The sequence below is a fragment of the Rummeliibacillus sp. SL167 genome, assembly GCF_007896505.1.
Classification (GTDB): domain Bacteria; phylum Bacillota; class Bacilli; order Bacillales_A; family Planococcaceae; genus Rummeliibacillus; species Rummeliibacillus suwonensis.
The window spans coordinates 153,400-176,300 of the sequence record NZ_VCBM01000001.1; the positions used below are offsets into that span (position 1 = coordinate 153,400).

The 22,901-nt window shown below is 36.0% G+C and carries 18 protein-coding genes; 11 read left to right on the top strand and 7 right to left on the bottom strand.

The features are described from left to right. Nucleotides 1-2: 2 nt before the first annotated feature. Nucleotides 3-635: a GNAT family N-acetyltransferase gene (locus FEZ13_RS00600; protein WP_146551055.1), complete on the bottom strand. Its 633-nt coding sequence runs from the start codon at nucleotides 633-635 to the stop codon at nucleotides 3-5. Between the two features lie 193 nt (nucleotides 636-828). Here FEZ13_RS00600 and acsA point away from each other — a divergent pair, with 193 nt between their 5' ends. Beyond that, complete coding sequence (gene acsA, locus FEZ13_RS00605) at nucleotides 829-2,553, top strand: acetate--CoA ligase (protein WP_370467669.1); 1,725 nt, start codon at nucleotides 829-831, stop codon at nucleotides 2,551-2,553. Nucleotides 2,554-2,916: 363 nt separating this feature from the next. On the opposite strand, the gene FEZ13_RS00610 is transcribed toward acsA, so the two are convergent. Next, complete coding sequence (locus FEZ13_RS00610) at nucleotides 2,917-5,601, bottom strand: transglycosylase domain-containing protein (RefSeq protein ID WP_146551057.1); 2,685 nt, start codon at nucleotides 5,599-5,601, stop codon at nucleotides 2,917-2,919. Nucleotides 5,602-6,480: 879 nt separating this feature from the next. On the opposite strand from FEZ13_RS00610, the gene tyrS reads away from it, so the two are divergent. Further along, entirely contained in the window at nucleotides 6,481-7,749 is a 1,269-nt protein-coding gene (gene tyrS / locus FEZ13_RS00615; protein ID WP_146551058.1) for a tyrosine--tRNA ligase, read from the top strand. 617 nt (nucleotides 7,750-8,366) lie between these two features. Here tyrS and FEZ13_RS00625 read toward each other — a convergent pair. Next, nucleotides 8,367-8,615 carry a glutaredoxin family protein gene (locus FEZ13_RS00625; RefSeq protein ID WP_146551059.1) on the bottom strand — a complete coding sequence of 83 codons (249 nt, stop codon included), beginning with the start codon at nucleotides 8,613-8,615 and terminating at the stop codon, nucleotides 8,367-8,369. A gap of 264 nt (nucleotides 8,616-8,879) precedes the next feature. Here FEZ13_RS00625 and FEZ13_RS00630 point away from each other — a divergent pair, with 264 nt between their 5' ends. From FEZ13_RS00630 to FEZ13_RS00640, 3 genes are all read left to right on the top strand, one after another. After that, a complete protein-coding gene (locus tag FEZ13_RS00630; RefSeq protein WP_146551060.1) occupies nucleotides 8,880-9,128 on the top strand; it encodes a metal-sensitive transcriptional regulator in 249 nt (82 codons plus the stop codon). Nucleotides 9,129-9,286: 158 nt separating this feature from the next. Then, nucleotides 9,287-9,583, top strand: a complete 297-nt coding sequence (locus FEZ13_RS00635; protein WP_146551061.1) for a rhodanese-like domain-containing protein — start codon at nucleotides 9,287-9,289, stop codon at nucleotides 9,581-9,583. 610 nt (nucleotides 9,584-10,193) lie between these two features. Beyond that, on the top strand, nucleotides 10,194-10,964 hold the full coding sequence (locus tag FEZ13_RS00640) for a sulfite exporter TauE/SafE family protein (RefSeq protein ID WP_146551062.1): 771 nt from the start codon (nucleotides 10,194-10,196) through the stop codon (nucleotides 10,962-10,964). A 330-nt stretch (nucleotides 10,965-11,294) separates the two neighbouring features. Here the strand turns inward: FEZ13_RS00640 and FEZ13_RS00645 are convergent, their stop codons facing one another. Then, nucleotides 11,295-11,651: a CotD family spore coat protein gene (locus FEZ13_RS00645; RefSeq protein ID WP_370467595.1), complete on the bottom strand. Its 357-nt coding sequence runs from the start codon at nucleotides 11,649-11,651 to the stop codon at nucleotides 11,295-11,297. Between the two features lie 529 nt (nucleotides 11,652-12,180). Between FEZ13_RS00645 and FEZ13_RS00650 the strand changes: the two genes are divergently transcribed. Together FEZ13_RS00650 and FEZ13_RS00655 are read left to right on the top strand one after the other, a co-directional pair. After that, nucleotides 12,181-13,230, top strand: coding sequence for a 2,3-butanediol dehydrogenase (locus FEZ13_RS00650; RefSeq protein WP_146551063.1), 1,050 nt, complete (start codon nucleotides 12,181-12,183; stop codon nucleotides 13,228-13,230). A gap of 199 nt (nucleotides 13,231-13,429) precedes the next feature. Next, nucleotides 13,430-13,936 (top strand): cysteine hydrolase family protein, encoded by a 507-nt coding sequence (locus tag FEZ13_RS00655; RefSeq protein WP_146551064.1) that lies wholly within the window; start codon nucleotides 13,430-13,432, stop codon nucleotides 13,934-13,936. Nucleotides 13,937-14,318: 382 nt separating this feature from the next. On the opposite strand, the gene rpsD is transcribed toward FEZ13_RS00655, so the two are convergent. Beyond that, the gene (gene rpsD, locus FEZ13_RS00660; RefSeq protein ID WP_146548003.1) at nucleotides 14,319-14,921 is read right to left on the bottom strand and encodes a 30S ribosomal protein S4; all 603 of its coding nucleotides are present in this window, start codon (nucleotides 14,919-14,921) and stop codon (nucleotides 14,319-14,321) included. 405 nt (nucleotides 14,922-15,326) lie between these two features. On the opposite strand from rpsD, the gene FEZ13_RS00665 reads away from it, so the two are divergent. Beyond that, complete coding sequence (locus FEZ13_RS00665) at nucleotides 15,327-17,177, top strand: sensor domain-containing diguanylate cyclase (RefSeq protein WP_146551065.1); 1,851 nt, start codon at nucleotides 15,327-15,329, stop codon at nucleotides 17,175-17,177. 109 nt (nucleotides 17,178-17,286) lie between these two features. Here FEZ13_RS00665 and FEZ13_RS00670 read toward each other — a convergent pair whose 3' ends face one another. Together FEZ13_RS00670 and hisJ are read right to left on the bottom strand one after the other, a co-directional pair. Next, on the bottom strand, nucleotides 17,287-17,772 hold the full coding sequence (locus FEZ13_RS00670; protein ID WP_146551066.1) for a GAF domain-containing protein: 486 nt from the start codon (nucleotides 17,770-17,772) through the stop codon (nucleotides 17,287-17,289). Nucleotides 17,773-17,789: 17 nt separating this feature from the next. After that, a complete protein-coding gene (gene hisJ / locus FEZ13_RS00675) occupies nucleotides 17,790-18,590 on the bottom strand; it encodes a histidinol-phosphatase HisJ (RefSeq protein ID WP_146551067.1) in 801 nt (266 codons plus the stop codon). 146 nt (nucleotides 18,591-18,736) lie between these two features. Here hisJ and ezrA point away from each other — a divergent pair, with 146 nt between their 5' ends. The 3 genes from ezrA (at nucleotide 18,737) to thiI (ending at nucleotide 22,860) form a co-directional block, all read left to right on the top strand. Continuing rightward, on the top strand, nucleotides 18,737-20,428 hold the full coding sequence (ezrA, locus tag FEZ13_RS00680) for a septation ring formation regulator EzrA (RefSeq protein ID WP_146551068.1): 1,692 nt from the start codon (nucleotides 18,737-18,739) through the stop codon (nucleotides 20,426-20,428). An 88-nt stretch (nucleotides 20,429-20,516) separates the two neighbouring features. Continuing rightward, on the top strand, nucleotides 20,517-21,653 hold the full coding sequence (locus FEZ13_RS00685; RefSeq protein ID WP_146552715.1) for a cysteine desulfurase family protein: 1,137 nt from the start codon (nucleotides 20,517-20,519) through the stop codon (nucleotides 21,651-21,653). 4 nt (nucleotides 21,654-21,657) lie between these two features. Then, the gene (thiI, locus tag FEZ13_RS00690) at nucleotides 21,658-22,860 is read left to right on the top strand and encodes a tRNA uracil 4-sulfurtransferase ThiI (protein ID WP_146551069.1); all 1,203 of its coding nucleotides are present in this window, start codon (nucleotides 21,658-21,660) and stop codon (nucleotides 22,858-22,860) included. The last annotated feature ends 41 nt before the right edge of the window (nucleotides 22,861-22,901 follow it).

Here is a 22,901-nt window from a genome sequence, read left to right on the forward strand (position 1 = left end):
AATCAATACATATAGCGATTCATAAAACGTAGTTGGTCAAATTTCTCGATGGTTTCTTGATCGACTCGATTACCGATTCTGACCATTAGACAGTTTGCAGGGTGGGAGGAAATCTCTGGATCATCTGTCGCAGTCACTTCTAATCCACCTGCTTGCATCGTTTTTTCCATTATTTTTCGGTATTCCCATACATTTAAGCCTGTTCTTTTTAAATCCCAATGCCAATAATATTCTGTTGTGATAACAATATAGTCTTCCATCGCATCATCCATCATGGACACTTGTAGGATCGTTTTGCCAACGCCTGTTCCACGAAATTCAGGAGCCACTTCAATAGCACCTAATTCTATCAAGTTTTCCATTTTACCTTCTGACCAACGCTCAAGAGGATCTGGATAAAGGAAAGTTGCATATGCAATAATTGTATCATCTAAACGGGCGATAATCATACGTCCTTCAGGAAGCTTCGAGATTTCTATGACTGCAGCAAATTGTTGTTTGGGAGTTCTAAAAGAAGTCAATCCTTCATGAAATTTAAGTTTTTGAAGGTTTTCTGTTGAAACAGGTCCCTCCACAAGAATCGTTCCAAGAGAGGTTTCCAGTTTTTTAGAATAATATGTTCGTAGATGCTCCATAAATTCACCTTCTTGTTCCTACTTTTGAATTTATTATACATGAATAAAGCAGAAAAAAATCTCATAAATGAGAAAATTCTGTGTACTTATACATTGTTACAAAACAAATAGAATTCTTTTTAAAATATTTGTTATACAATAGGGCAAAACTGTTATATAATAGTAAAGAGGCAGTTGATATAAGGGGGGATCGATATTGAGAATCGAACCATTGTCAGCAATAAAAGGCGAATACCAATTACAAAATTATGACGAAGTAAGATCCACTTTTGAATGGGAGAAAACAGAGCAAGCTTTTAGCTGGCATAAAACTGGTAAAGTCAATATGGCTTATGAAGCAGTTGATCGTCATGCTGAATCCGAACAGAAAGATAAAGTAGCACTTTATTTTGAAAATGAAACAAGAAAAGAATCATATACATTTGCTGATGTTAAGGAATGGACCAATAAAGCTGCAAATGTTTTCCAACAAACGGGATTGAAAAAAGGAGATCGACTTTTTATCTTCATGCCTCGTTCACCAGAATTATACTTTTCAATCATTGGTGGTTTGAAAAAAGGACTGATCATTGGACCTCTTTTTGAAGCATTTATGGAAGGTGCCGTTTATGACCGTTTAAGTGATAGTGAGGCAAAGGCACTTGTTACAACACCGTCATTATTAAAACGTGTACCATTAGAGCGATTACCACTTCTTGAAACTGTTTTTCTTGTGGGAGAGAAAGAGGATATAGAGGAGACAGAACAATTAAAGGATTTTCATAAGCTATTATTACAAGCTTCTAAGGACACAGATATGGTATGGGTTGATCGTGAAGATGGCATGGTGCTTCACTATACATCTGGTTCTACGGGTAAACCAAAAGGTGTGTTGCATGTGCACAATGCAATGCTTCAACAATATCAAACTTCCAAATGGGTGCTTGATTTAAGAGATGATGATATTTTATGGTGCACAGCAGATCCGGGATGGGTGACTGGTACAGCATATGGCATTTTTGGACCATGGTTAACAGGTACAACTGTTGTTGTTATAGGGGGACGCTTTTCACCGCAATCATGGTATCAGGCATTGCAAGATTATGGTGTGACTGTTTGGTATAGTGCACCTACTGCATTTCGTATGCTAATGGGTGCTGGGGATGATATTTTAAACGACTATGATTTATCGACATTGCGTCATGTATTATCTGTTGGCGAACCGTTAAATCCTGAAGTGATTAAATGGGGGTACCAAGTACTTCATCATCGGATTCATGATACATGGTGGATGACAGAAACAGGGGCTCAAATGATTTGCAATTATCCCTCCATGGATATTAAACCTGGTTCTATGGGGAAACCAATTCCAGGAGTCGAAGCGGCGATCGTAGACGATCAGGGAAAAGAGCTGCCCCCATATACGATGGGAAACTTGGCTTTTAAAAAGGGATGGCCATCTATGATGAGGAAGATTTGGAATAATCCAGCTCGCTATGAATCCTATTTTTTTGCAGGACAATGGTATGTATCTGGAGACTCGGCATATATGGATAAGGATGGCTATTTCTGGTTCCAAGGACGTGTTGATGATGTCATTATGACATCTGGTGAGAGAGTGGGACCATTTGAAGTTGAAAGTAAATTAATAGAGCATCCTCTAATCGTTGAAGCGGGTGTAATAGGTAAGCCAGATCCCATACGTGGTGAGATCATCAAGGCATTCATTGCATTAAAAGATGGAGTAGAGCCATCTCCTGAATTAGAAGAAGATATTAAACAATTTGTCAAAAAGGGTCTAGCCGCTCATGCAGCACCTCGTGAAATTGAATTTAGAGATAAACTACCGAAAACACGAAGCGGAAAAATTATGCGTCGCGTCTTAAAAGCTTGGGAACTTGATCTTCCTACTGGCGATCTCTCCACGATAGAAGATTAAGGAATCACTAAGAAGAAAAAAATAAGTTTGATGTTGAGCATCGGGGATAATAATGTTCATATATTGAAGGGGTATATTTTTTATATAAACATGAACCGTATTTAAATGTTAAAAGCACATCTCAAAGTTAGGGGACTTTTGAGATGTGCTTTTGCCTTTTCCAAATATGTGCGTAAGACTTTTCTGATTTCTATTGCAGCAAGTTAACATAGAATCTGAAAGGTAATTCAAAATATTGAACCCCCAAAAATTAGATTTTCTGACCTAATTTTTGGGGCACATGACAGATTAAAAAATGTATTCTTTTAATCTTTCAAACAGTCTCTACCATTTTCGCATGGCGAGTAGTTTCATGATTAAATATTATTGAGTTTTTTCATCATCTTTGCTAGGTTCTTGATGGTTATTTGAGTCACCTGTACCCGTGTTCCCTGAATCATTTTGGTTATTTGAGTCATTTGAATTATCTTTTTCATTCGACTTATCTTTTGACTTATCATTTGAATTTCCATCGTTCTGATTTGAGCTGTTCGGGTCATTCGAATTCACAGGTTTTTTTGTGTTGTTCGGACTGTTTTTGTTATTTTTATTGTCTGTTTTATTGTTGTTTGTGTTATTTGTATTAGTTTCGGAATTATTTTCAGTTTCTTTCTTCTTCTCTTTTTCCTTCTTTTCCTTTTCTTCTTTTTCTTTTGCACCGAATAGTTTTGAATAATCTCCACCAAATGGACTTAATATCTTTTGCTTGAAGGCATTCGATAAAACACCTCCTGAGAATGCTGTTTCAGCACTTGGTAACATAACATTAGCATTGAACAAATCGGTGCGTGAATTTCCAGAACATGCATCTGTATAGGCATTACCTGTAATTCCACAGAAAGTTTGGCTGACAACACCAGATGGCTGTTTGAAAGTCTTACCGTTTGCAGTAGCTAATGTTGGGCTCGTATCATAAACAGCATTCATCAATCGAGCCCACAGTAGGTTTATACGCGTACTTGGTTCGCCATAGACACCATTAGCTTGATATAGTGTTTTAGGTTGATCATAGCCCATCCAAACACCTAAAGAAATATCAGGGTTATAGCCGACTAACCATACATCTTTGTATTCTTGAGATGTACCCGTTTTGGCAGCAAAATCTGCTCTAAACTTCAAATTGCTATTGGCAGTTGTACCTGTACCTTGTTTTAAAACATCCCGCAACATATCTGTAGTAATATAGGCTGTCTGTTTACTGTAGACTGTTTTCGTTTTTTCTTTATGCTTATAAATAGTTTTACCATTGTTATCGACGATTTTAGAAATCATATAGGCATCTACAAATTTGCCGCCATTGGCAAATGTCGCATAGGCATTTGTATTTTCTTCAATAGTGACGCCATATTTTAGCGCACCGATAGCAGTCGCATAGTTCGTATAGTCATCAGCATCTAAACTTGTAAAACCGTTTTTCTTTAATAATCCAGCAGGTCTATAATTCATGATCTGCGCATATAGCCGAATAGCCGGTAAGTTTTGTGAATCTTTTAGGGCTTCACGAGCTGAGATCAAGCCGCGCTCATCTGTTTCAGTATAGTTAGAAGGTGACCAACCATTTATACTGAATTTTACGTCTGCAACGGGGCTACCTGCGCCAATCACACCATATTGAATAGCTGGTGCATAGACAAGTAATGGCTTCATGGTAGAACCATTAGAACGTTTTGCCTGTGTGGCGTGATTCAATTCCTCTAATTTATGATCTCTACCACCGACAAAACTTAAAATCCTACCAGTCTTGTTTTCTATCACAATACTACCCACTTGGACAGGATCAGGAACATTACTAACCTTACCCGTTTCGGAATCTGTCACTTGCTTCGTGAAAGTTGTACCGTAATAAGGGAAGTTATCTTTTACCTTTTGCATCGTATCGTACATTTTTTTATCGATAGTTGAGTAGATTTTATATCCTTTTGAACGTAATTCACGGTCTGCTAGGATGACATATTTATCTTTTAACTTATCTTCATGGTCTAATCGACTAACATCGATTCCATCTTTTTTCGCTAAAATCTTTGCCATAATATCTTTTGCACGATTTTCGATTTCATAGGTTACGTATGGATATTTTTCTTCTGGGCGAACTTCTGGTTTGCGGAAATCCTTTTTAATATTGTATTTCAATGCTTTTTTGTACTGCTGATCTGTGATATAACCTGTCTCATGCATACGGTATAAAACGGTTTTCATTCGATTAATACCAAGTTGCAAACTTTTAGCGTCTTTCAGCTTGCCCCCTTGTGTAAAAGGTGTATAGGCGAATGGAGATTGAGGAATCCCGGCGATATACGCAGCCTGTGCAAGATTTAAATTTTTGGCGCTTTTATTAAAAATCCCTTCAGCAGCAGTTTCGACTCCGGCAATATTGCGTCCACTAGCGTTTCGTCCATAAGGTATAACATTTAAGTAGGCCTCTAAAATTTCATCTTTGGTCATAAAATGTTCTAAGCGCATAGCAAGAAGTAATTCCTTTGCTTTCCGCTCATAAGAAACTTCATTTGTTAAAATTTGGTTTTTAATCAATTGCTGCGTCAAAGTGGAACCACCAGTTTGAGTATTCGAGTTGCTCACATCTTGTAGTAAACCACGTACTACTGCTTTTGGCACAATCCCGTTATGTTGGTAGAAATATTCATCCTCAGTAGCTAATACAGCATGAGTAACATTGGGTGAAACTTTGTCCAAAGATGTTTCCTGACGTTCTAGATCTGTCCGCATTTTTCCTAAATACTTATTACTAGCAAAATAGAGTGTACTGGTTTCATCATAATCAAAGATGGCACTGCGCATTTCTGCTTTTGAACGTAAAGGCTCATCTTTAACAAGAGAAGCGAAGTAACCAGCACCAATTGAACCGACAAATACAAATCCCATTACAATAAAGAGGATGAAAATTAATAATAAGTTCCAAATAACACTAGAAGCAATACGAAAATATTTCATCCTTGTTGTTTTGGATAATTCATCGATTTTTTGATTTATATTGGCTATCCATTCCTTCATCTTTTTAATTATTCGACCAATGCCAAAAATCTAAATCTTTATCAATCATGCCTCGCTCTGGATCTTGAATGGTGCTTGCACACAACTCTCAAAATTCGTGACATCCATTGGAGGTTTTATCTTTATCCAGTGTTTGCGTACTTACTGAATGAAGATAAAAGTTTATAAAGATTGGATGGTGCACTTTTGACAGTAGGTCTACCTCCTTCAATTGTTTTCGCTGAAATTCACTATTGATGCATCCACAATAGATGATTTCTATGCAGCTACTGTTGTTTTAGAAGTATGCTAATTTGATGTTGTTTCATAGGGTGCTTGATAGAGAAATTAATCGTCTATTCATTTCATTGAACAACAGTCTTATCTACATTTTGCTCACTTCTTATTAAAAGATGGTTACCATGCTTATCAATTTAGATTAAGCAGTTTAGTATCATTAACACTTGTATACTAATAACCTTCTAAAATATTGTCTATTATACCATAATACGAATTGACAATAATATATATTAAAATTGACAACGGTCTAGATGTACATCTATAATGGGGTACAATAGTCATTAATCATTTTCTGGCGTTGAAGGATGCGCAGTAGTGGACATATTTCCTGTTTAGAGAGCTAGCGGTTAGTGCAAGCTAGACATAATATGGACATGAATTACACATTTGGAGCGAGAACGGTAGCGACGATAAAGCTATTGAAGCGGGAGAATTGTATATTCTTCAAGCTGGGTGGTACCGCGTTAAATTCGCTATTAACGTCCCTGCATTTTATGTGCAGGGGCGTTTTTTGGTTTTAAAGTAACGAACGGTGCATATCATCTAAAATGATTCAATAGTTCAGTTGTTAAACCAGAACAATTAATAGGAGGAATTTTAATGGCAAACACACTAATTGAAGATCTAAAATGGCGTGGTTTGTTATATCAACAAACAGATGCTGAAGGTATGGAAAAATTATTAAACGAAGAGAAAGTTTCTTTATATGTGGGTGTTGATCCAACCGCAGATTCCATGCATATTGGTCATATCGTACCATTGTTAACATTACGTCGTTTTCAACAAGCTGGTCATCGTCCGATTCTACTTGTAGGTGGTGCAACGGGAATGATCGGTGACCCATCAGGACGTTCTACAGAAAGGAACTTGCTTACGGCAAAACAAATCGACAATAATGTGGCAGGTATCAAAAAACAGCTTGAACGTATTTTCGATTTTTCTGGTGATCAAAATGGCGCACAATTGGTCAATAATTATGACTGGGTAGGAAAACTAAGTGCAATCGAATTTTTACGCGATTATGGTAAATTGATCAATATTAACTACATGCTGAACAAAGATACCATTTCATCTCGTCTAGAAACTGGCTTATCTTTTACTGAATTCGCCTATACACTCATTCAAGGTATTGATTTCAACCATTTATACGACCATTATGATGTCCGTATCCAAGTTGGGGGATCAGACCAATGGGGGAACATCACAACAGGTCTTGAGGTCATCCGCAAAACGCATGATGAAGAGACTAGAGCATTCGGTATCACCATTCCATTGGTGACAAAATCAGATGGTACAAAATTCGGTAAAACAGCTGGAGGGGCAGTTTGGTTAGATGCTGAAAAAACATCTCCGTATGAGTTTTACCAATTCTGGTTGAATACTGCTGATGCAGATGTTGTGAAATACTTAAAAATCTTTACATTTTTAAGTCACGAAGAAATAGAGACATTAGCGCAAAAGGTGGAAACTGAACCACATCTTCGTGAAGCTCAAAAAACTTTAGCTGCTGAGATGACAAAGCTTATCCATGGTGAGGCAGGCTTAGAACAAGCACTTCGCATTACGGCTGCATTATTCTCGGGAGATTTAAAATCACTTTCTGTAGATGAAATGAAAGTAGCTTTTTCAGGTGTTCCTTCAATAGAACTTCCAAAAGAAGCTAAAAATATAGTAGATTTGTTAGTAGAAGCTAAAATCTCCTCTTCAAAGCGTCAGGCGCGCGAGGATGTGACAAATGGAGCCATCTCTGTGAATGGTGAAAAAGTTAAAGACCTAGATTATATCATTGATACAAAAGACCGAATGGAAGATGCATTTGCCATTATTCGTCGTGGTAAAAAGAAATATCATATGGTGAAATTTAACTAATTACCGATAAGCTAAATCGTCTTGTTGGTCTTTTATGATATGTGAAAGTTTGAGGTTCATGAAGAAAGGATTCTCGCTATATGCTGATGAAATTTCAACAGTATATTTATTCACATTCAAATGAATAAAAGATGTAATGTTTTCTTTCAAATTAATGGGTGACTTCAAAGTACTTTTTAATACTTTGAAGTCACTCTATTCCTTTTGGGGCAGTCAACACTCCATATCAAGACATAATAAGTGAGTGATGAACTCCCGAAAAGGTTGATTAGTTCGACTAACGCACAATGCGGACGAAGAAACCCACTGTATGAAGGTTCGCTATATGAAATCAGGTATGGTCAATCCAGCTAGGCAATACAATGTGGGAGTATTCAGCAGGATGTAATATTTTGACCAATTTCAAAGCACCTTCTAATAATCGAGGAGAAGGGCGGCAATAGAGCCATTCCTCCATGATATGCAGGCGTCCCTCTGCAATCGCGAGGAGTTCTGACCAACCAGGTCGTTTCATGAGTAGGGAGAGTTGTGTGTTATTATAACATCCTTCTGAAGGAAAATTCTCCAGCAATCTCATCGCCCTTTTGTATTCTCAACATACTGAAAGGCGGCATTTGCTAAAAACGTTTGACTTTTTCTATGATCTTCATTGCCTGATTTGGCTCATAGCCCAGCACCCACTCACCGTTAATGCAAGTTTGAGAAGCACCGAGACGTCCAGTCTGTTGCATCAAAAATTGCGCCATGTCTGGATCATTATGAATATTGATGACTTTAAAGTCTATGCTTTGCTCATGCAAGAAATTTTTCATCAATTCACAATACCCACAATTTGCGGTTGAATATATGGTTACATCTAATTCCATCATTTTTTCTCCTTTGTAATAGTTTTTCTTATAGAATAAACTTGAATTGTTGACCTAGTGAATTTGTGTTGAAATGTATATAAATATTAGGAAAGAAACTATTTAATTACACCTTCTATTAGTATAAAGGAATATTTATATCATACTGTCAGGGGTATTCGAGCGCAATGAATTTGTTTTCATTTATTTGCTTTTCTTGACATAATACCTTTAGGGGATATAATATCGATACGAGTTATATTCAAAGTTTTTAGGGGTGAATAGATGGAATATAATGATCAGATTCGCAATCGTTTAAAGCGTTTAGAAGGTCAACTAAAAGGTGTTATTAGAATGATTGATGAAGGAAAAGAGTGCAAAGAAGTCGTTACACAATTATCTGCTTCACGTTCTGCCATTGACCGAGCAATCGGATTAATCGTTAGTACAAATTTAGTATATTGCATGTCAGATGAACAACAATTTCAAGATAAGAATAAAGAAGCTGTTGATTTATTAGTGAAAAGTCGTTAATATGGAGCGTTCAAGCTGGATAATTTATTGAAAGGGAGAATCGAGGCATCATTTAGGACTTCAAGCGATGGACTGAAATGATTCGAGATCAACTGCCGAAACTAGATAAGTTGTAGCGGAGAGCGCTCTATAGCCAAATAGGAAGGAGACAAGTTCGTATGAAAATTATTACACCAGAAGAAGTATTAAAAAAGATTGATGAAGGACAAGAACTCCATCTTATTGATGTTCGTGAGCCAGAAGAAATAGCTACTGGAAAAATTGGCATTGCGCAAGCGATTCCATTGGGAACTCTTGAATTCCATCTAGATGAGTTGGATAAAAATCTTGAATATATTATGGTTTGTCGTTCAGGGCGCAGAAGTGCACAAGCAACATCATTTTTAGAGGAAAATGGATATAAAGCAGCTAATATGGAAGGCGGAATGTTAGCGTGGGAAGGTCCTGTAGAATAGTTTAAAATGGTGATTGAAGAAGGGGTATGCTTTTCGTAAGCATACCTCTTTTGAATTGAATTTTGATGTTGTTGAATTTTATCCCGCGTTAATGGGCAGTAAGATTCCCACCTCAAGGTATAGAGAGAAACGAGAAAGATAGTTGGGGGATCAACTGTTGCAGGCGCCCGATTGGTTCTGGTGGGCAAGATGTTGGTCACTCAGGTGTTGCCACGCGACTTGACGCTTTTAACTTGGGTTCTTCTATTTCAGTGACGGAAGAAGACCTTCACTGATGGAAGTTTCACTTTATCGGAATAAAATGATGAAGAAAGCTCAGAAATTACAAACATTTAACTTAAAAAATAAGAAAGTCTTACAAGCCACTAGTACATTTATGTTGTTGCCATTTATGCGGCATTAGCAGGCGTAAGCACACACTACAGGACACAAGTAGCAAGCAGAGGATAAGAGGGATCCACTGCCTGTATAAGCTTGGCTAGTTCACTTATAATACACAAGTGGAGATGAAAAGAACCTCCACTGTGGGTAGTATCACTTTATGATCAAGGCTAAACATGAGGGTTAGATGCGTTGAAGCGATAAAGTGGGTTTTTAAGGAGAGATTTTGTTGGGTCTATTGATGTTACTTTTTTTTCTAGGTATTATTGGGTCTTTTTTTTCAGGGTTAGTAGGTGTAGGGGGAGCAATTGTTATGTATCCGCTGCTTCTGTTTATACCACCCTTGTTAGGATTTGAACGTTTTTCATCACTTGAGATTTCAGGATTACTGGCATTCCAAGTATTTTTTTCTACTTTGAGCGGTGTAATTGCACATAAAAAAGATGGTAAGTTGCAGCTTATTCTTGTATGGACGATCGGAATTCCAGCATTGATAAATGGTTTTTTAGGTGGAGCTATAGCCAAATTCGTTTCTGATTATTTTTTAAATATGTTATATGGTGTGCTTGCAATCGTAGCCATAATGATGATGACTATACCATATAAGGACTATAACCATAAAGAAATCTCGAAAAAAGTAAAAATTTCATTATCTATTTTGATAGGAAGTGTAGTAGGTTTTGTATCCGGTATGATTGGAGCTGGAGGTGCTTTTCTTTTCGTGCCACTAATGATTCGCATCATTAAAATATCCACTCGGGCTGCAATGGCAACTTCACTCGCCATCACATTTTTGTCATCTATCGGTACTATTCTTGGTAAGATTCTTACAAATAGTATTGACTATCATTTGGCGATTTGGTTAGCAATAGCTGGTCTAATTGGATCTCCTATTGGCGTACGTATCAGCAGTAAACTACCTGTGAAACAGCTTCAATGGATTTTTACACTGCTTTTAATGATATCGGTGATAAAAATCTGTTGGGATATGTTCATATAACATGTTATTCCTAATGTCATTCATAATAGGAATTGTCAACTGATTTCCACTACGCTTGCTAGATCTCCTGTGGTTTGCTGCACCCCGTTATGTTAGTAGCCTAAGCGAAGAATTCATGAGAGAAAAGATACTTAGCTCACACAAGTATTCACTTGCTAAAGGTTTCCTATAAAAAATTTTTGCCTTGATACAGGAGTGCTTTCGTTAAAAGGTAGTAGCGTTTATAAAAGGTAAAAGGCCAGACTATAAATAGCCTGGCAAAGGATTGGATTGAAGAAGAGGCTAAGTTTTAGTAACTAGGCATTACTAAGAAAACCGCCTTTGATTTTCTTATCTTCTTCCCCAATGATGTGGCGGGCAGCAACCATTATGGGGCTTACCGCACATAGTATTTGTTTCGACATATTCGTTTACCACAGACTCTGTATGAGGGAAGTAATGTTGGTTATTGATAACATGACGATTAACTGTTGTTGTATGAGACGGATGGATATGTGGGACTACAGTATTTATGATGTTTGTTCTAACATATTGTCTTGTTGGTGAAACGCGTGCTGGGTCGAATTGTGCAGGAGATGTTTGCGGCGGACAGAATTCTGCAGGAGATGTTTGATGTGGGAAACAATGTGCTGACATACCTTGATGACCTCTCCCGCCAAATGAATGATCGTGATATTTACTGTTCATTTTATGACCTCCTTTGTAATAAGGTATATGTCATTAATAACATATGAAAAGGAAGGAAGTGGGGAGTGGTTTTATGCCTATTTGATTTTCAAATAAAAAAATTTATGAAATAACAAAGCATTTGATTCCATTTTGACTCAGTTGAATGTATTGATGCAATCGTAGTTAAGTTTTCGTAAACTATTCAAATTATTATGTAGCTCTCTCATAAAATGAGAACACTGAAAAACTATAGAATCTCTATTTTCATTGATAAAAATCCATCTTTTCTTTAATTTTATAAACTAAAAAAGATTATTTTTATCATTTTTTTGAAGATGCATTGACTTTTTCAGTGGCCTCCATAAAATAGAGGGTCTTTTTTATATGTTTACTACTAAAGACTGAGAGTAAAGCATTAGAAGTTGTATTATAATAAAAATATCCTAATCTTAGGATATTTTTATGAAATCGTTTCCGGAAACCGTGCTCATAAAAGAGGCTTACTATCAGAGCCATTTATATGATTTAATTTTTGGAGGTCTAAACAATGAAAGCAGCAGTATGGCATGGTAAGAAAGATATTCGTATTGAAGAAAAAGAATTAAAACCATTAAAAGATGATGAAGTAACCGTTCGTGTCGCATGGGCAGGAATCTGTGGTAGTGACTTACATGAATATCAAGAGGGACCTGTGTTTGTTCCCGTTGAAAAAGCAGATGAACTCACTGGGGAAATCGCTCCCATCATTATGGGTCATGAATTTGCAGGGATCATTGAAAAAGTCGGCAAGGACGTTCAAAATTATAAAGTGGGAGATCGCGTAGTGGTGAATCCAACATTAACACATGGCGATAAACCAGAAGATGTTGACTGTTATGATGGCTTCAGCTTTATCGGACTACATGGAGATGGCGGCTTCACCAAATATGCAAATGCTCCAGAATCCAATTTATATCGCTTACCTGAAACGTTAACACTTCAAGATGGTGCTTTAGTGGAACCGACAGCCGTAGCTGTACAAGCTGTCAAAGAAGCTGATTTACGCTTTGGAGATACCGTAGCCATCTATGGTGCGGGCCCAATCGGGTTATTGACAACACTTGCCGCAAAGGCAGCGGGTGCTACCAAAATTATTGTTCTGGATCTTTCTGAAACGCGTTTAGAAAAAGCGAAAGAACTGGGCGCTACGCATATTATCAACTCGGGAAAAGTCAATGGACCAGCAGCTGTTCGAGAAATCGTCCCTAATGGTGTAGATGTGACATTTGAAGTGGCTGGTGTGGCTCCAACCTTTAAACAAGCCATCGATTCGACTCGTGCACGCGGGACAATGGTGATCGTTTCTATCTTTGCGCGTCCTATCGAATGGAACCCATTACATTTAACAAATACAGGTGTCAAAATCACTTCAACCATTGCTTATACCCCAACTACATTCCAACAAACTGTAGATTTAATGGGCACTGGTCAATTGAAACCACAAGGTATCGTCACTTCTCAAATTGTATTAGACGATATTGTAGAAAAAGGCTTTGAAGCATTAACAAACGACAAATCTCAAGCTAAAATTCTAGTTGAATTAAGCGGAGAAAAATAAATCCTGCTACTATAGATGTAAACTTCTTAAATAGTGGAATAATTATAGAAGTAAGAGACCATGAGATATTCCCTCATGGTCTCTTATTATGTAATTTCGAATAGAATGAGTTAAAAAGTAATTTAAGTTTCAATGATATTATGGAGGAGATTTTTGTGGTAAAATAATTTACAAAAATACCAATAAAAAGAGGAGAATTATGAAGAAATTTGCGGATGTTTTAATTGTAATAGATTTACAAAATGGAGTATGTACTGGAGTGGGGAACTTATATAATTTAGATGATTTATTGATAAAAGTAAATAAAAGAATATCTTTATACAGAGAATTGGATAAACCTGTAATTTTTGTGCAACACTGTGATGATGAATTAGTACCTGAAGAAGATCCATGGAATATCAATTCAAAGATAGACTTTCGTAAACAAGACCTTTTTGTAAGAAAAACTCATGCTAATTCATTTTACAAAACTAATTTGAAGGATCTCTTAGATACATTATCTATACATAGTATTGAATTTTGTGGAGCCCAAACAGAATATTGCATGGATGCAACTATCAAATTTTCTCATGGATTAGGATATAAAAATTATATGGTGCGAAAAGCAACTTCTACTTTGAATAATGCCTATATGTCTGCAAAAGAGACTATTCATTTTTATGAGAATATATGGAGTCATAGATTTTTAGAATTTATAGAAGACTGATATTAGTTTTATCATTCCTGTTTAAAGTCTTAACAATGATTGGTCAACTAAAAATATGATTAGTGATGAAAATATCAACTTTCTTGAAACCATTTTGACTTTTATTTCTTCAGTAAAAATACTTGCAGATAAGTAAATTCTCATAAATAGAAGTCTACGCAATATATATTAATAGCTTCCCCATCAGTAGTATCAAGGTTTTGAGAGTTCTCCCAAGTATATTGAGAAATAACGGTGATAAGAAAAAGCCCCCAATAATTCCCCCCCAAAAAACGATGAAGTTTGAGCATTTTTGGGTAGCGGTAAAAAACAAAAAACCTTGCAACCGCTAATATAACGGTAACAAGGTTTTGAGAATGATACACTTTGAAATCCACGAAGATTAACGTGAATAGTATTCGACGATGAATGATTCGTTGATTTCTGCAGATAATTCGCTACGTTCTGGAAGACGCACAAAAGTACCTTCTTTTTTGTCTGCATCAAGTGAAAGGTATTCTGGTACAAAGTTAGTAACTTCGATTGCTTCAGCTACAATATCAAGGTTTTGAGATTTTTCACGAAGAGAAATCACTTGACCTGGTTTTACGCTGTATGAAGGGATATCAACGCGTTTACCGTCAACTAAGATGTGACCATGGTTTACTAATTGGCGAGCAGCACGACGAGTGCGAGCTAGACCAAGACGATAAACTAGGTTGTCTAAGCGAGTTTCAAGAAGGATCATGAAGTTTTCACCATGAACACCATTCATTTTACCAGCTTTTACAAATAAGTTGTGGAATTGACGTTCGTTCATACCATACATATGGCGAAGTTTTTGTTTTTCTTGTAATTGTAAGCCGTACTCGGATAATTTTTTACGTTGAGTTGGGCCGTGTTGACCTGGAGCATATGGGCGTTTTTCGATTTCTTTACCAGTACCGCTTAAAGAAATGCCTAAACGACGTGATAGTTTCCAAGATGGACCTGTATAACGAGACATTTAGAAGTCTCCTCCTTTGGTTTTTTATTCGGCATAAAATAAAAACCAGATGTATTTAACCTTATGGTCATTTTATTTTCATGTACCTTCGCTCTTGCAGCCGAAGAGTTACGCAATACCCCGTCTACATTAGTAGAGGAATAAAATGAGCCAATAAAGCCATACAACCGCTGCATTTATTTTACACAAGTTCCATTCTATCTGTTACAGGAGTGAGTGTCAAGAAAAGTTACCTTTTTTATTATAATAAATGCTATAGAAATAAATTTTATAGTAATTTATAATGAAATTTGTGTTAATTAATAAAAAATAATAGATTGGTCATAGTTAAAAAGGCTTGTTTAGTGTATAATAAAATAGTAAAAAATATATACATATTGTATCGGAGAAAAAGGTGATGGAACGTTGCGAAATCTACAAATAATGCAAAGTATTAAATGCCAATTGCTTGATTTGTGGATAAAAAATGCTGGGAAACCGCTTACTGCAATTGAGTACTTAGAATTATTTAATGGGGTTATGCTCCGAGAATTTAATATCAAAAAAATAGAATACTTAAATGCCGAAAATGACGTATTATATCCTTTAACTACTTCTGATATATCAAATGGAATTCCATGTACATCGTTGACGCCTCACCTAGAACAGAGGCATCGTTCTCACCATTTGCTTATTAAAACGCTAAAGCGTTACTTTGAGTACGCTGGTGATGTACTTGTTTTGAAAGGAAATGGTGAAATATTAGGAATCCTTATTATAGAAGATACACCAATATGGAATAGTTTTGCACAAACTCCATATGTCGCAGATTTGGAGAAACTTCTATCAGATATGTTTAGGGTGATCAAAAATAGTTGGAAAAATACTTATGAGAAAAAGTTAAATCGTGAACTTTTTGAAATGACAGAGGTTTTTCACTCAACGATGGATGTTAATCATATTCTAGAAGCAATGATTCACGGCGTTAAAAGGATTTTCCCAAAATTCAATTCAAAGTTGATTTTATCGAATGATCAAGATCGTAGGGGAATAGAGAATGTTTATGTCTTTGATTATTTATTAGAACGTCCTTCCACCATCGAGGCATTTGTATCAGGGGAGATGACGATCGATCATGCTTCAGATATAGATAGTCGTCTATTGAATGCACCTATTAAAGGAAAACAAGGTATTTATGGTGTTTTGCAAATTTTCACCCCGATTGATTATCGATTTAGTCCAAGAGAGAAGAAATTTATACAGCATCTTACACAAATTTCTGGCAATGCACTTGAAAATGCTAAGCTATACCACCAATCCCATCGTCTCGTTTCAGATTTACAGCTTATAAATGAAACTTCACAACGATTGAATATGAAGTTGAACAAAGAAGAGATATTATCCTTTTTAACAAAACAATTGAACAAATCTTTTACGCCTTCCGAGATATGCTTTGCATTACTTGATGATGATCAGTTTCAAAATGCAAAAGGGACTTCAGCTTTTTTCTATCAAGAAGAAGCAAGAGTATACAAAAACTATATTGCCAAGCATTTTGCTAGCTCAACAGATCCTTTATTCGTAGCAGAATTTGATAGCCTAATCGAACAAAAAGTTGCGTATAACTCTATGATGGTAGTACCAATTATTATTCGGGAGAAAGTGCAAGGATATTGCGCTATTTTACATCTTGATCCTTATTATTTTTCATTTGATAGCTTTAAGTTAATGCAATCACTTATTCGCCATTCTTCACTTGCAATCTCCAATATTTTATTGCGTGAACAATTACAGGAAATGGTCGATCGCGACTATTTGACAAAATTATATGCACGCAAGTACTTAGATCGATACGTAGAAAACTCAATGGAAGAGGATGAGTATGGGGCTTTTGTATTGCTTGATATTGATAACTTTAAAATGATCAATGATACATTTGGTCATCAAACGGGTGATTTTATCTTAAAAACAATTGGCAATCAGTTGCAACTGAGTATTCAAGATCAAGGGATATGTGCTCGATGGGGTGGCGAAGAAATGGCCATTTATTTACCAAACAAGGATGCAAATGACGCTATCGAAATTGTTAGGAAAATAATTAAGTTAATACCAAATGTGACAGAGCCATCTGTCACATTATCATCAGGTATTGCCGAATGGCACAATGATTTGGATCTAACATATCAACATTTACTCAAAAATGCAGATATTGCTTTATATGAGGCAAAAAATAGTGGTAAAAACCGATATTGTTTATTTCAGTCCATCAGTTCTTAAATAAAGTGAAACTTCCATCAACTGCCTATTAACGCGGGACAAAAGTCCGATCCGTTCTATTCATATACAGTGGGGAATGAAAGAAGCCCCCACTGTATAAAATTTCACCTTATAGATAAAGATGATCGGTCAATACAGAAACAAATTGTTCAAGACCAGCTTGGTCATCTTTAGAAAAACGTCCTTTTATAGGGCTATCGATATCAAGTACTCCATAAAGGACATTATCAACTATAATAGGAACAACAATTTCAGATTGAGAAGCGCTGTCACAAGCAATATGACCAGGAAATGCATGGACATCCTCTACAATAAGAGTTTGTTTAGATTGTGCTACAGTCCCACAAACCCCTTTGCCAAGTGGAATATGAACACAAGCAGGGAGTCCTTGGAATGGACCTAAGAGCAATTCATTGTTTTTTACTAAATAAAAACCGCACCAATTGATATTTTCTAAAAATTGGTTGAGAAGAGCAGAGGCATTGCTTAAATTTGAAACGTTATCTAATTCACCTTCCAATAATGCATCTAATTGTTTAGCTAATAGATCGTATTTTGGGGCTAAATCCCCACTAGGATTTTTTGTTTGAAACATATTTTACTACCTCCTGATTAATCTTTTAATGGAAAAATTTCATCGTAAAACTGATGTAAATCTGCAACTTGATGTGCATCTGAGCCAAAAACTAATGGGATATTCAATGATTTTGCGTATCGAACATATGGTAATGGTGGATAAGGTTCTTTGCAATATTTTTTTGCAAGCCCTGCACTATTAACATCGAGTTCATATTGATTGTCTGCCATTAATTGTAGAACCTGTTTAATTTGATCATCATCGTCAATTTGTTCGCCATGAGCAAGCTGGAATTTATGAATAAGTGTAGGATGTCCAATCCTCTTTGGTTTATATTGACCAAGATTAGCAGAAATTGATTGTTTTAATGTTTCATAGTATAAATCATATACGGCTTGAACAGAACCTAATTTTTGGGCAAATTCTAAAAAAACTTCACTTGAATAATCGATGCATGTATATTCATCGTTATACTTTAGAAAATGTACGGATAAAATAGCATCATCAATTTGTGGGCCTACAATATTTAAAAAACTAGTTGTTTCCGTTTCATATCCAATAATATAGTCCACTTCGAAGCCAATACGAATATGTATGTCTTCTTTGTATTGCTCCTTAAGTGTATTTAGTTCGTCCAAATACGCAATCAGCTTATGAGGATCCATACCACTATCCTTTTCAGGTGTAGGATCTATAAAATTTGTAGGTAAAGGAGCATGTTCAGTAAAAGTTATATCTTGGAATCCCAATTTCATAGCTTTTTTGATATAATTTTCTATAGAATCTTTAGTGCCATGTGGACAATATGGGGTATGAATATGTGCATCACGCTTCAAAAAAATCCCTCCATTAATAATTATTTAGTTGAATTATAGAGGATTTTATGAGAAATCTCTCTAAAAAGTAAACAAAATATCCAAAAACATGGTACTATTAAGCATAATTAGAAGCTGCAAAACTGATTTTGGATAGGGGGCTTACGATGAAGTATATCATTCCTACCATCATCGTACTATGTGTAATTATAGCAATTGTCTTTCTATTTCGTCGAAAACATAGAAATGAGATTCAAAGACTTGACCAAAAAAAACTACAGATCCAAAATAAACCAGTGCTAGAAGAGCTAACTAAAGTAAAGGCGCTGAATATGAATGGACAAACTGAAGAAATGTTCGAACGTTGGCGAAATAAGTGGACAGAGCTGATGGATGTAGAAATGCCTAAAATTGATGTCCTTTTATTTGATGCTGAAGAACAAGTCGACCAATTTCATTTTGGCAAAGCTACAGAGATTGAAAAAGAAATTGAATCTCGAATTACAGAGTACGATCAAGAAATGGTAAAAATTTTAAAAGAATTAGATGAATTAATCGGTAGTGAAGAAAAAAATCGAATTGAAATTGAACAGTTAAAAGAACAATATCGTTCTGCGCGGAAGACATTGCTGGCACATCAATATTCTTATGGCCCAGCTGCGGAACCTCTTGAAAACCGTTTGGAAAAGTTCAATCCTCAATTTGAGGAATATGATCAGTTAACAGCATCTGGTAACTATTTAAAAGCAAGAGAAATTGTAGTGAGTTTAAAGGAAGAAGGACAAACTCTCTTTAAGCTTATAAATGAAATCCCAACATTGCTGACGGAGATCCAACATAAAATTCCGTCTGATATTCATGAAATCCGTAATGGACACCAAGAGATGGAAGAGCAGTCTTATTTTCTTGTTCATCTTGAAATATTAGAAAAGTTGAACCAAATAGAAGAAAATTTAGTCGAGTTCAAACAAAAAATAGCTGATCTTGACATTGCTCCTGTTCAATTACGTGTAGTTGAAATCAAAGATGAGATTGAATCATTTTATGATGCACTTGAAAAAGAAGTTATCGGTAGAAAATATGTGGATGATCATTTTACAGAAATAGGTGACCTACTAGAATCTGCTATTGAAGCGACTGAAAAGACAGTTGAAGAAGCAGAGGTTGTTCAAAAAAGCTATCGAATATCGCCAAAAGAAGCGAATGTACCAGTAAATTGTAAACAGCAATTACTTTCTTTACGTCAACGTTATGAATTATTGACGGTAGAAGTACAAGAAGAGCAGTCTGCTTATTCAAGCATGGAAGAAACGTTAAAAGAATTAAAATCATCTATTGAGCAATTGTTTGAAGAACAAGAGCAATTCGCTGATCGTATGAAGAATTTACGAATAGATGAAAATAAAGCGAGAGCAACATTAGCTAAACAAAAAAGGTTGCTACATGATACAGAACGCATGCTACATAAAGCCAATTTGCCAGGTATACCAGAAGAAATGGATGCACGGTTGGAAGAAGCAGCCGAACAGATATTTGTTGCTGTTAATAGTCTTCAAGAAATCCCGCTTAATATGGAAACTGTAAATAAAAATCTTGAGATTGCAGAGAAATGTATAGAGGATGTACATAATACAGCGGTTGAAATGCTTGAAAACGTACAATTAATCGAACGAATTATTCAGTACGGCAATCGTTATAGAAACTCGAATCCAGCAATGCACCAACAACTTTTGGAAGCTGAAGATGCATTTCGTGAGATGCGTTATGCAAAGGCACTCGAATATGCAGCAACTGCGGTAGAAGCCGCTGAACCAGGTGCGATGAAAAAAATTCAAGTACTTGCCAAAAACAAAGGTTGACGTTCATAATAAGAAAAGCATTAAGCCACCCGCGATATTGTGCTGGTGGTTTTCTTTTGAAAGGAAATGAATGATATTGAAAGACAAAATGATTTATTTAGATCATAGTGCAACAACAAAACCGGATCCAGCGGTTTTACAAACATTTGTCCAAGTAAATGAACATTACTATGCAAACCCAGCATCTCTTCATCAAATGGGTGTTGAGTCAAACGCATTACTCAGTCGAGCAAGAGAACAAATCGCTGATATTATAAATACTTTACCCGAACAAATTATTTTTACATCTGGTGGTTCGGAGTCCAATAACTTTGCTATTAAAGGATTAGCTAGAGCAAATAAACATCGTGGTACAAAAATCCTTGTTTCATCTATCGAACATGCATCTGTTTTAGAAAGTGCTAAGGCAATGGAAAAAGAAGGTTTTACAATTGAATATATCGATGTTGACAAAAACGGCGTGATCTTAATAGATGATCTAAAGAAAAAACTGACAAAAGATACGGTTGTCGTTAGCATCATGCATGTGAATAATGAAATAGGTGCTATTCAACCGGTGGCAGAAATCGCTAAAATAGTGCATCAAAATAGTCGAGCCTTTTATCATATGGATGCTGTACAAAGTTTTGGCAAAATTCCTGTACAATTTACAGGAGAAGATGGTCCAGATGCCATTACAGTTTCTGGTCATAAAATTAATGCATTAAAAGGATCTGGATTTTTAGCCTTACGAAAACAAATGAACATTCAACCTATTATTCATGGTGGTGGTCAAGAAATGGGCTTTCGGAGTGGCACAGTTGCAGTACCACAGGATGTAGCTTTAGCGAAAGCCGTTCGACTAGCCATTGAAAAACAACCTAAGAAAACAGCACAATTCAGTAAATGGAGAGATGAATTACATGAATTTTTCAAGCAATTTTCATATGTAAATACACTCTCAAGTAGTCAAGGTGCGCCACATATTATTAGTTGTGCAGTGCAAGGTTTAAAAGGAGAAATTTTAGTCAATGCCATGCAGCATGAAGGTATTATTATTTCAACTTCAAGTGCATGCTCATCAAAAGATCATTCAGTTAGTCATGTCGTCAAAGCAATACAAGTTGAACCATCTTATGAAAAAGGTGTCATTCGTATGAGTCTAGGTGAAGGAATCACAGATACAGATATCGCATTCTTTAAAACAGCTTTTAGCAAGGTAATGCACCAAGTAAAGGAGTTTTAACCACATGAAATGGCATGAAATTTTAATCCGTTATGGAGAAATTACGACAAAGGGACGTAACCGTAAATTATTTATCAATCGATTGAAAGAAAATTTACGCTATACGTTCGCTGATGTTCCCAATTTGCGTATTCGTTCAGAACGTGACCGCATGTATTTGAGCAGTAATGTAGATACTGAAATGGAAGAACTCATCAAACGTTTACCACATATTTTTGGTATTCATTCATTTAGCCCTGTGGCTCAATGTGAACCAACCATCGAAGAGATGAAAAAACTAGCTGTTGAAATTGTAAAGGACATGAATTATCAAGGAAAAACATTTAAAGTAAATGCCAAACGCTCATTCAAAAAATTCCCGATGGATACATATGAACTCCAACGGACTTTAGGGAGTCATGTATTAAGTTCGTTACCTGGCATGACCGTTCAAATGAAAAATCCTGATATCGAGCTTCGTGTAGAAGTTCGTGAAAAAGCAGTTTATATGATGATCGATGTCATTCCTGGAGCTGGCGGTTTACCAATTGGCTCTAACGGTAAAGCGTTGTTGCTTTTATCTGGTGGAATTGATAGTCCTGTAGCAGCTTATTATATGATGAAACGCGGCGTAAGAGTAGAAGCTATTCATTTTTTTAGTCCGCCATTTACGAGTGATCAATCATTAGGAAAAGTGAAAGAGTTATGTGAAAAAATTAGCCGCTTCGGTGGTAAAATCCGCTTACATGTTATACCTTTTACAGAAATCCAACAAAAAATTCAAAATAGTGTTCCTGAAAATGTAACAATGACTTCTACTCGAAGGATGATGATGAAGGTAGCGGATGTTGTTCGGAAAGAAATCGATGCCAAAGCAATTGTTACAGGTGAAAATTTGGGACAAGTTGCTAGTCAAACATTAGAAAGTTTAGCTGCGATTAATGCTGTTACAACTACACCTATTTTGCGCCCATTAATCACATTCGATAAATTAGAAATAATAGAAGTTGCCAAAAAAATTGGCACTTATGATATTTCCATTCGTCCATTCGAGGACTGTTGTACCGTATTTACACCAGCAAATCCAAAAACAAAGCCTAGAATCGACAAGATGAACTACTATGAAAGCTTTACTGATTTTGATGAATTGATCGAAAGAGCCGTGAAAAATCGCGAAATTCATACATTCCCGAAAAAACAGACAGATGAATTTCTAGATTTTTTATAATACAAGAATAAATTTCCTATATTTTTGTTGTATGTTTTCTT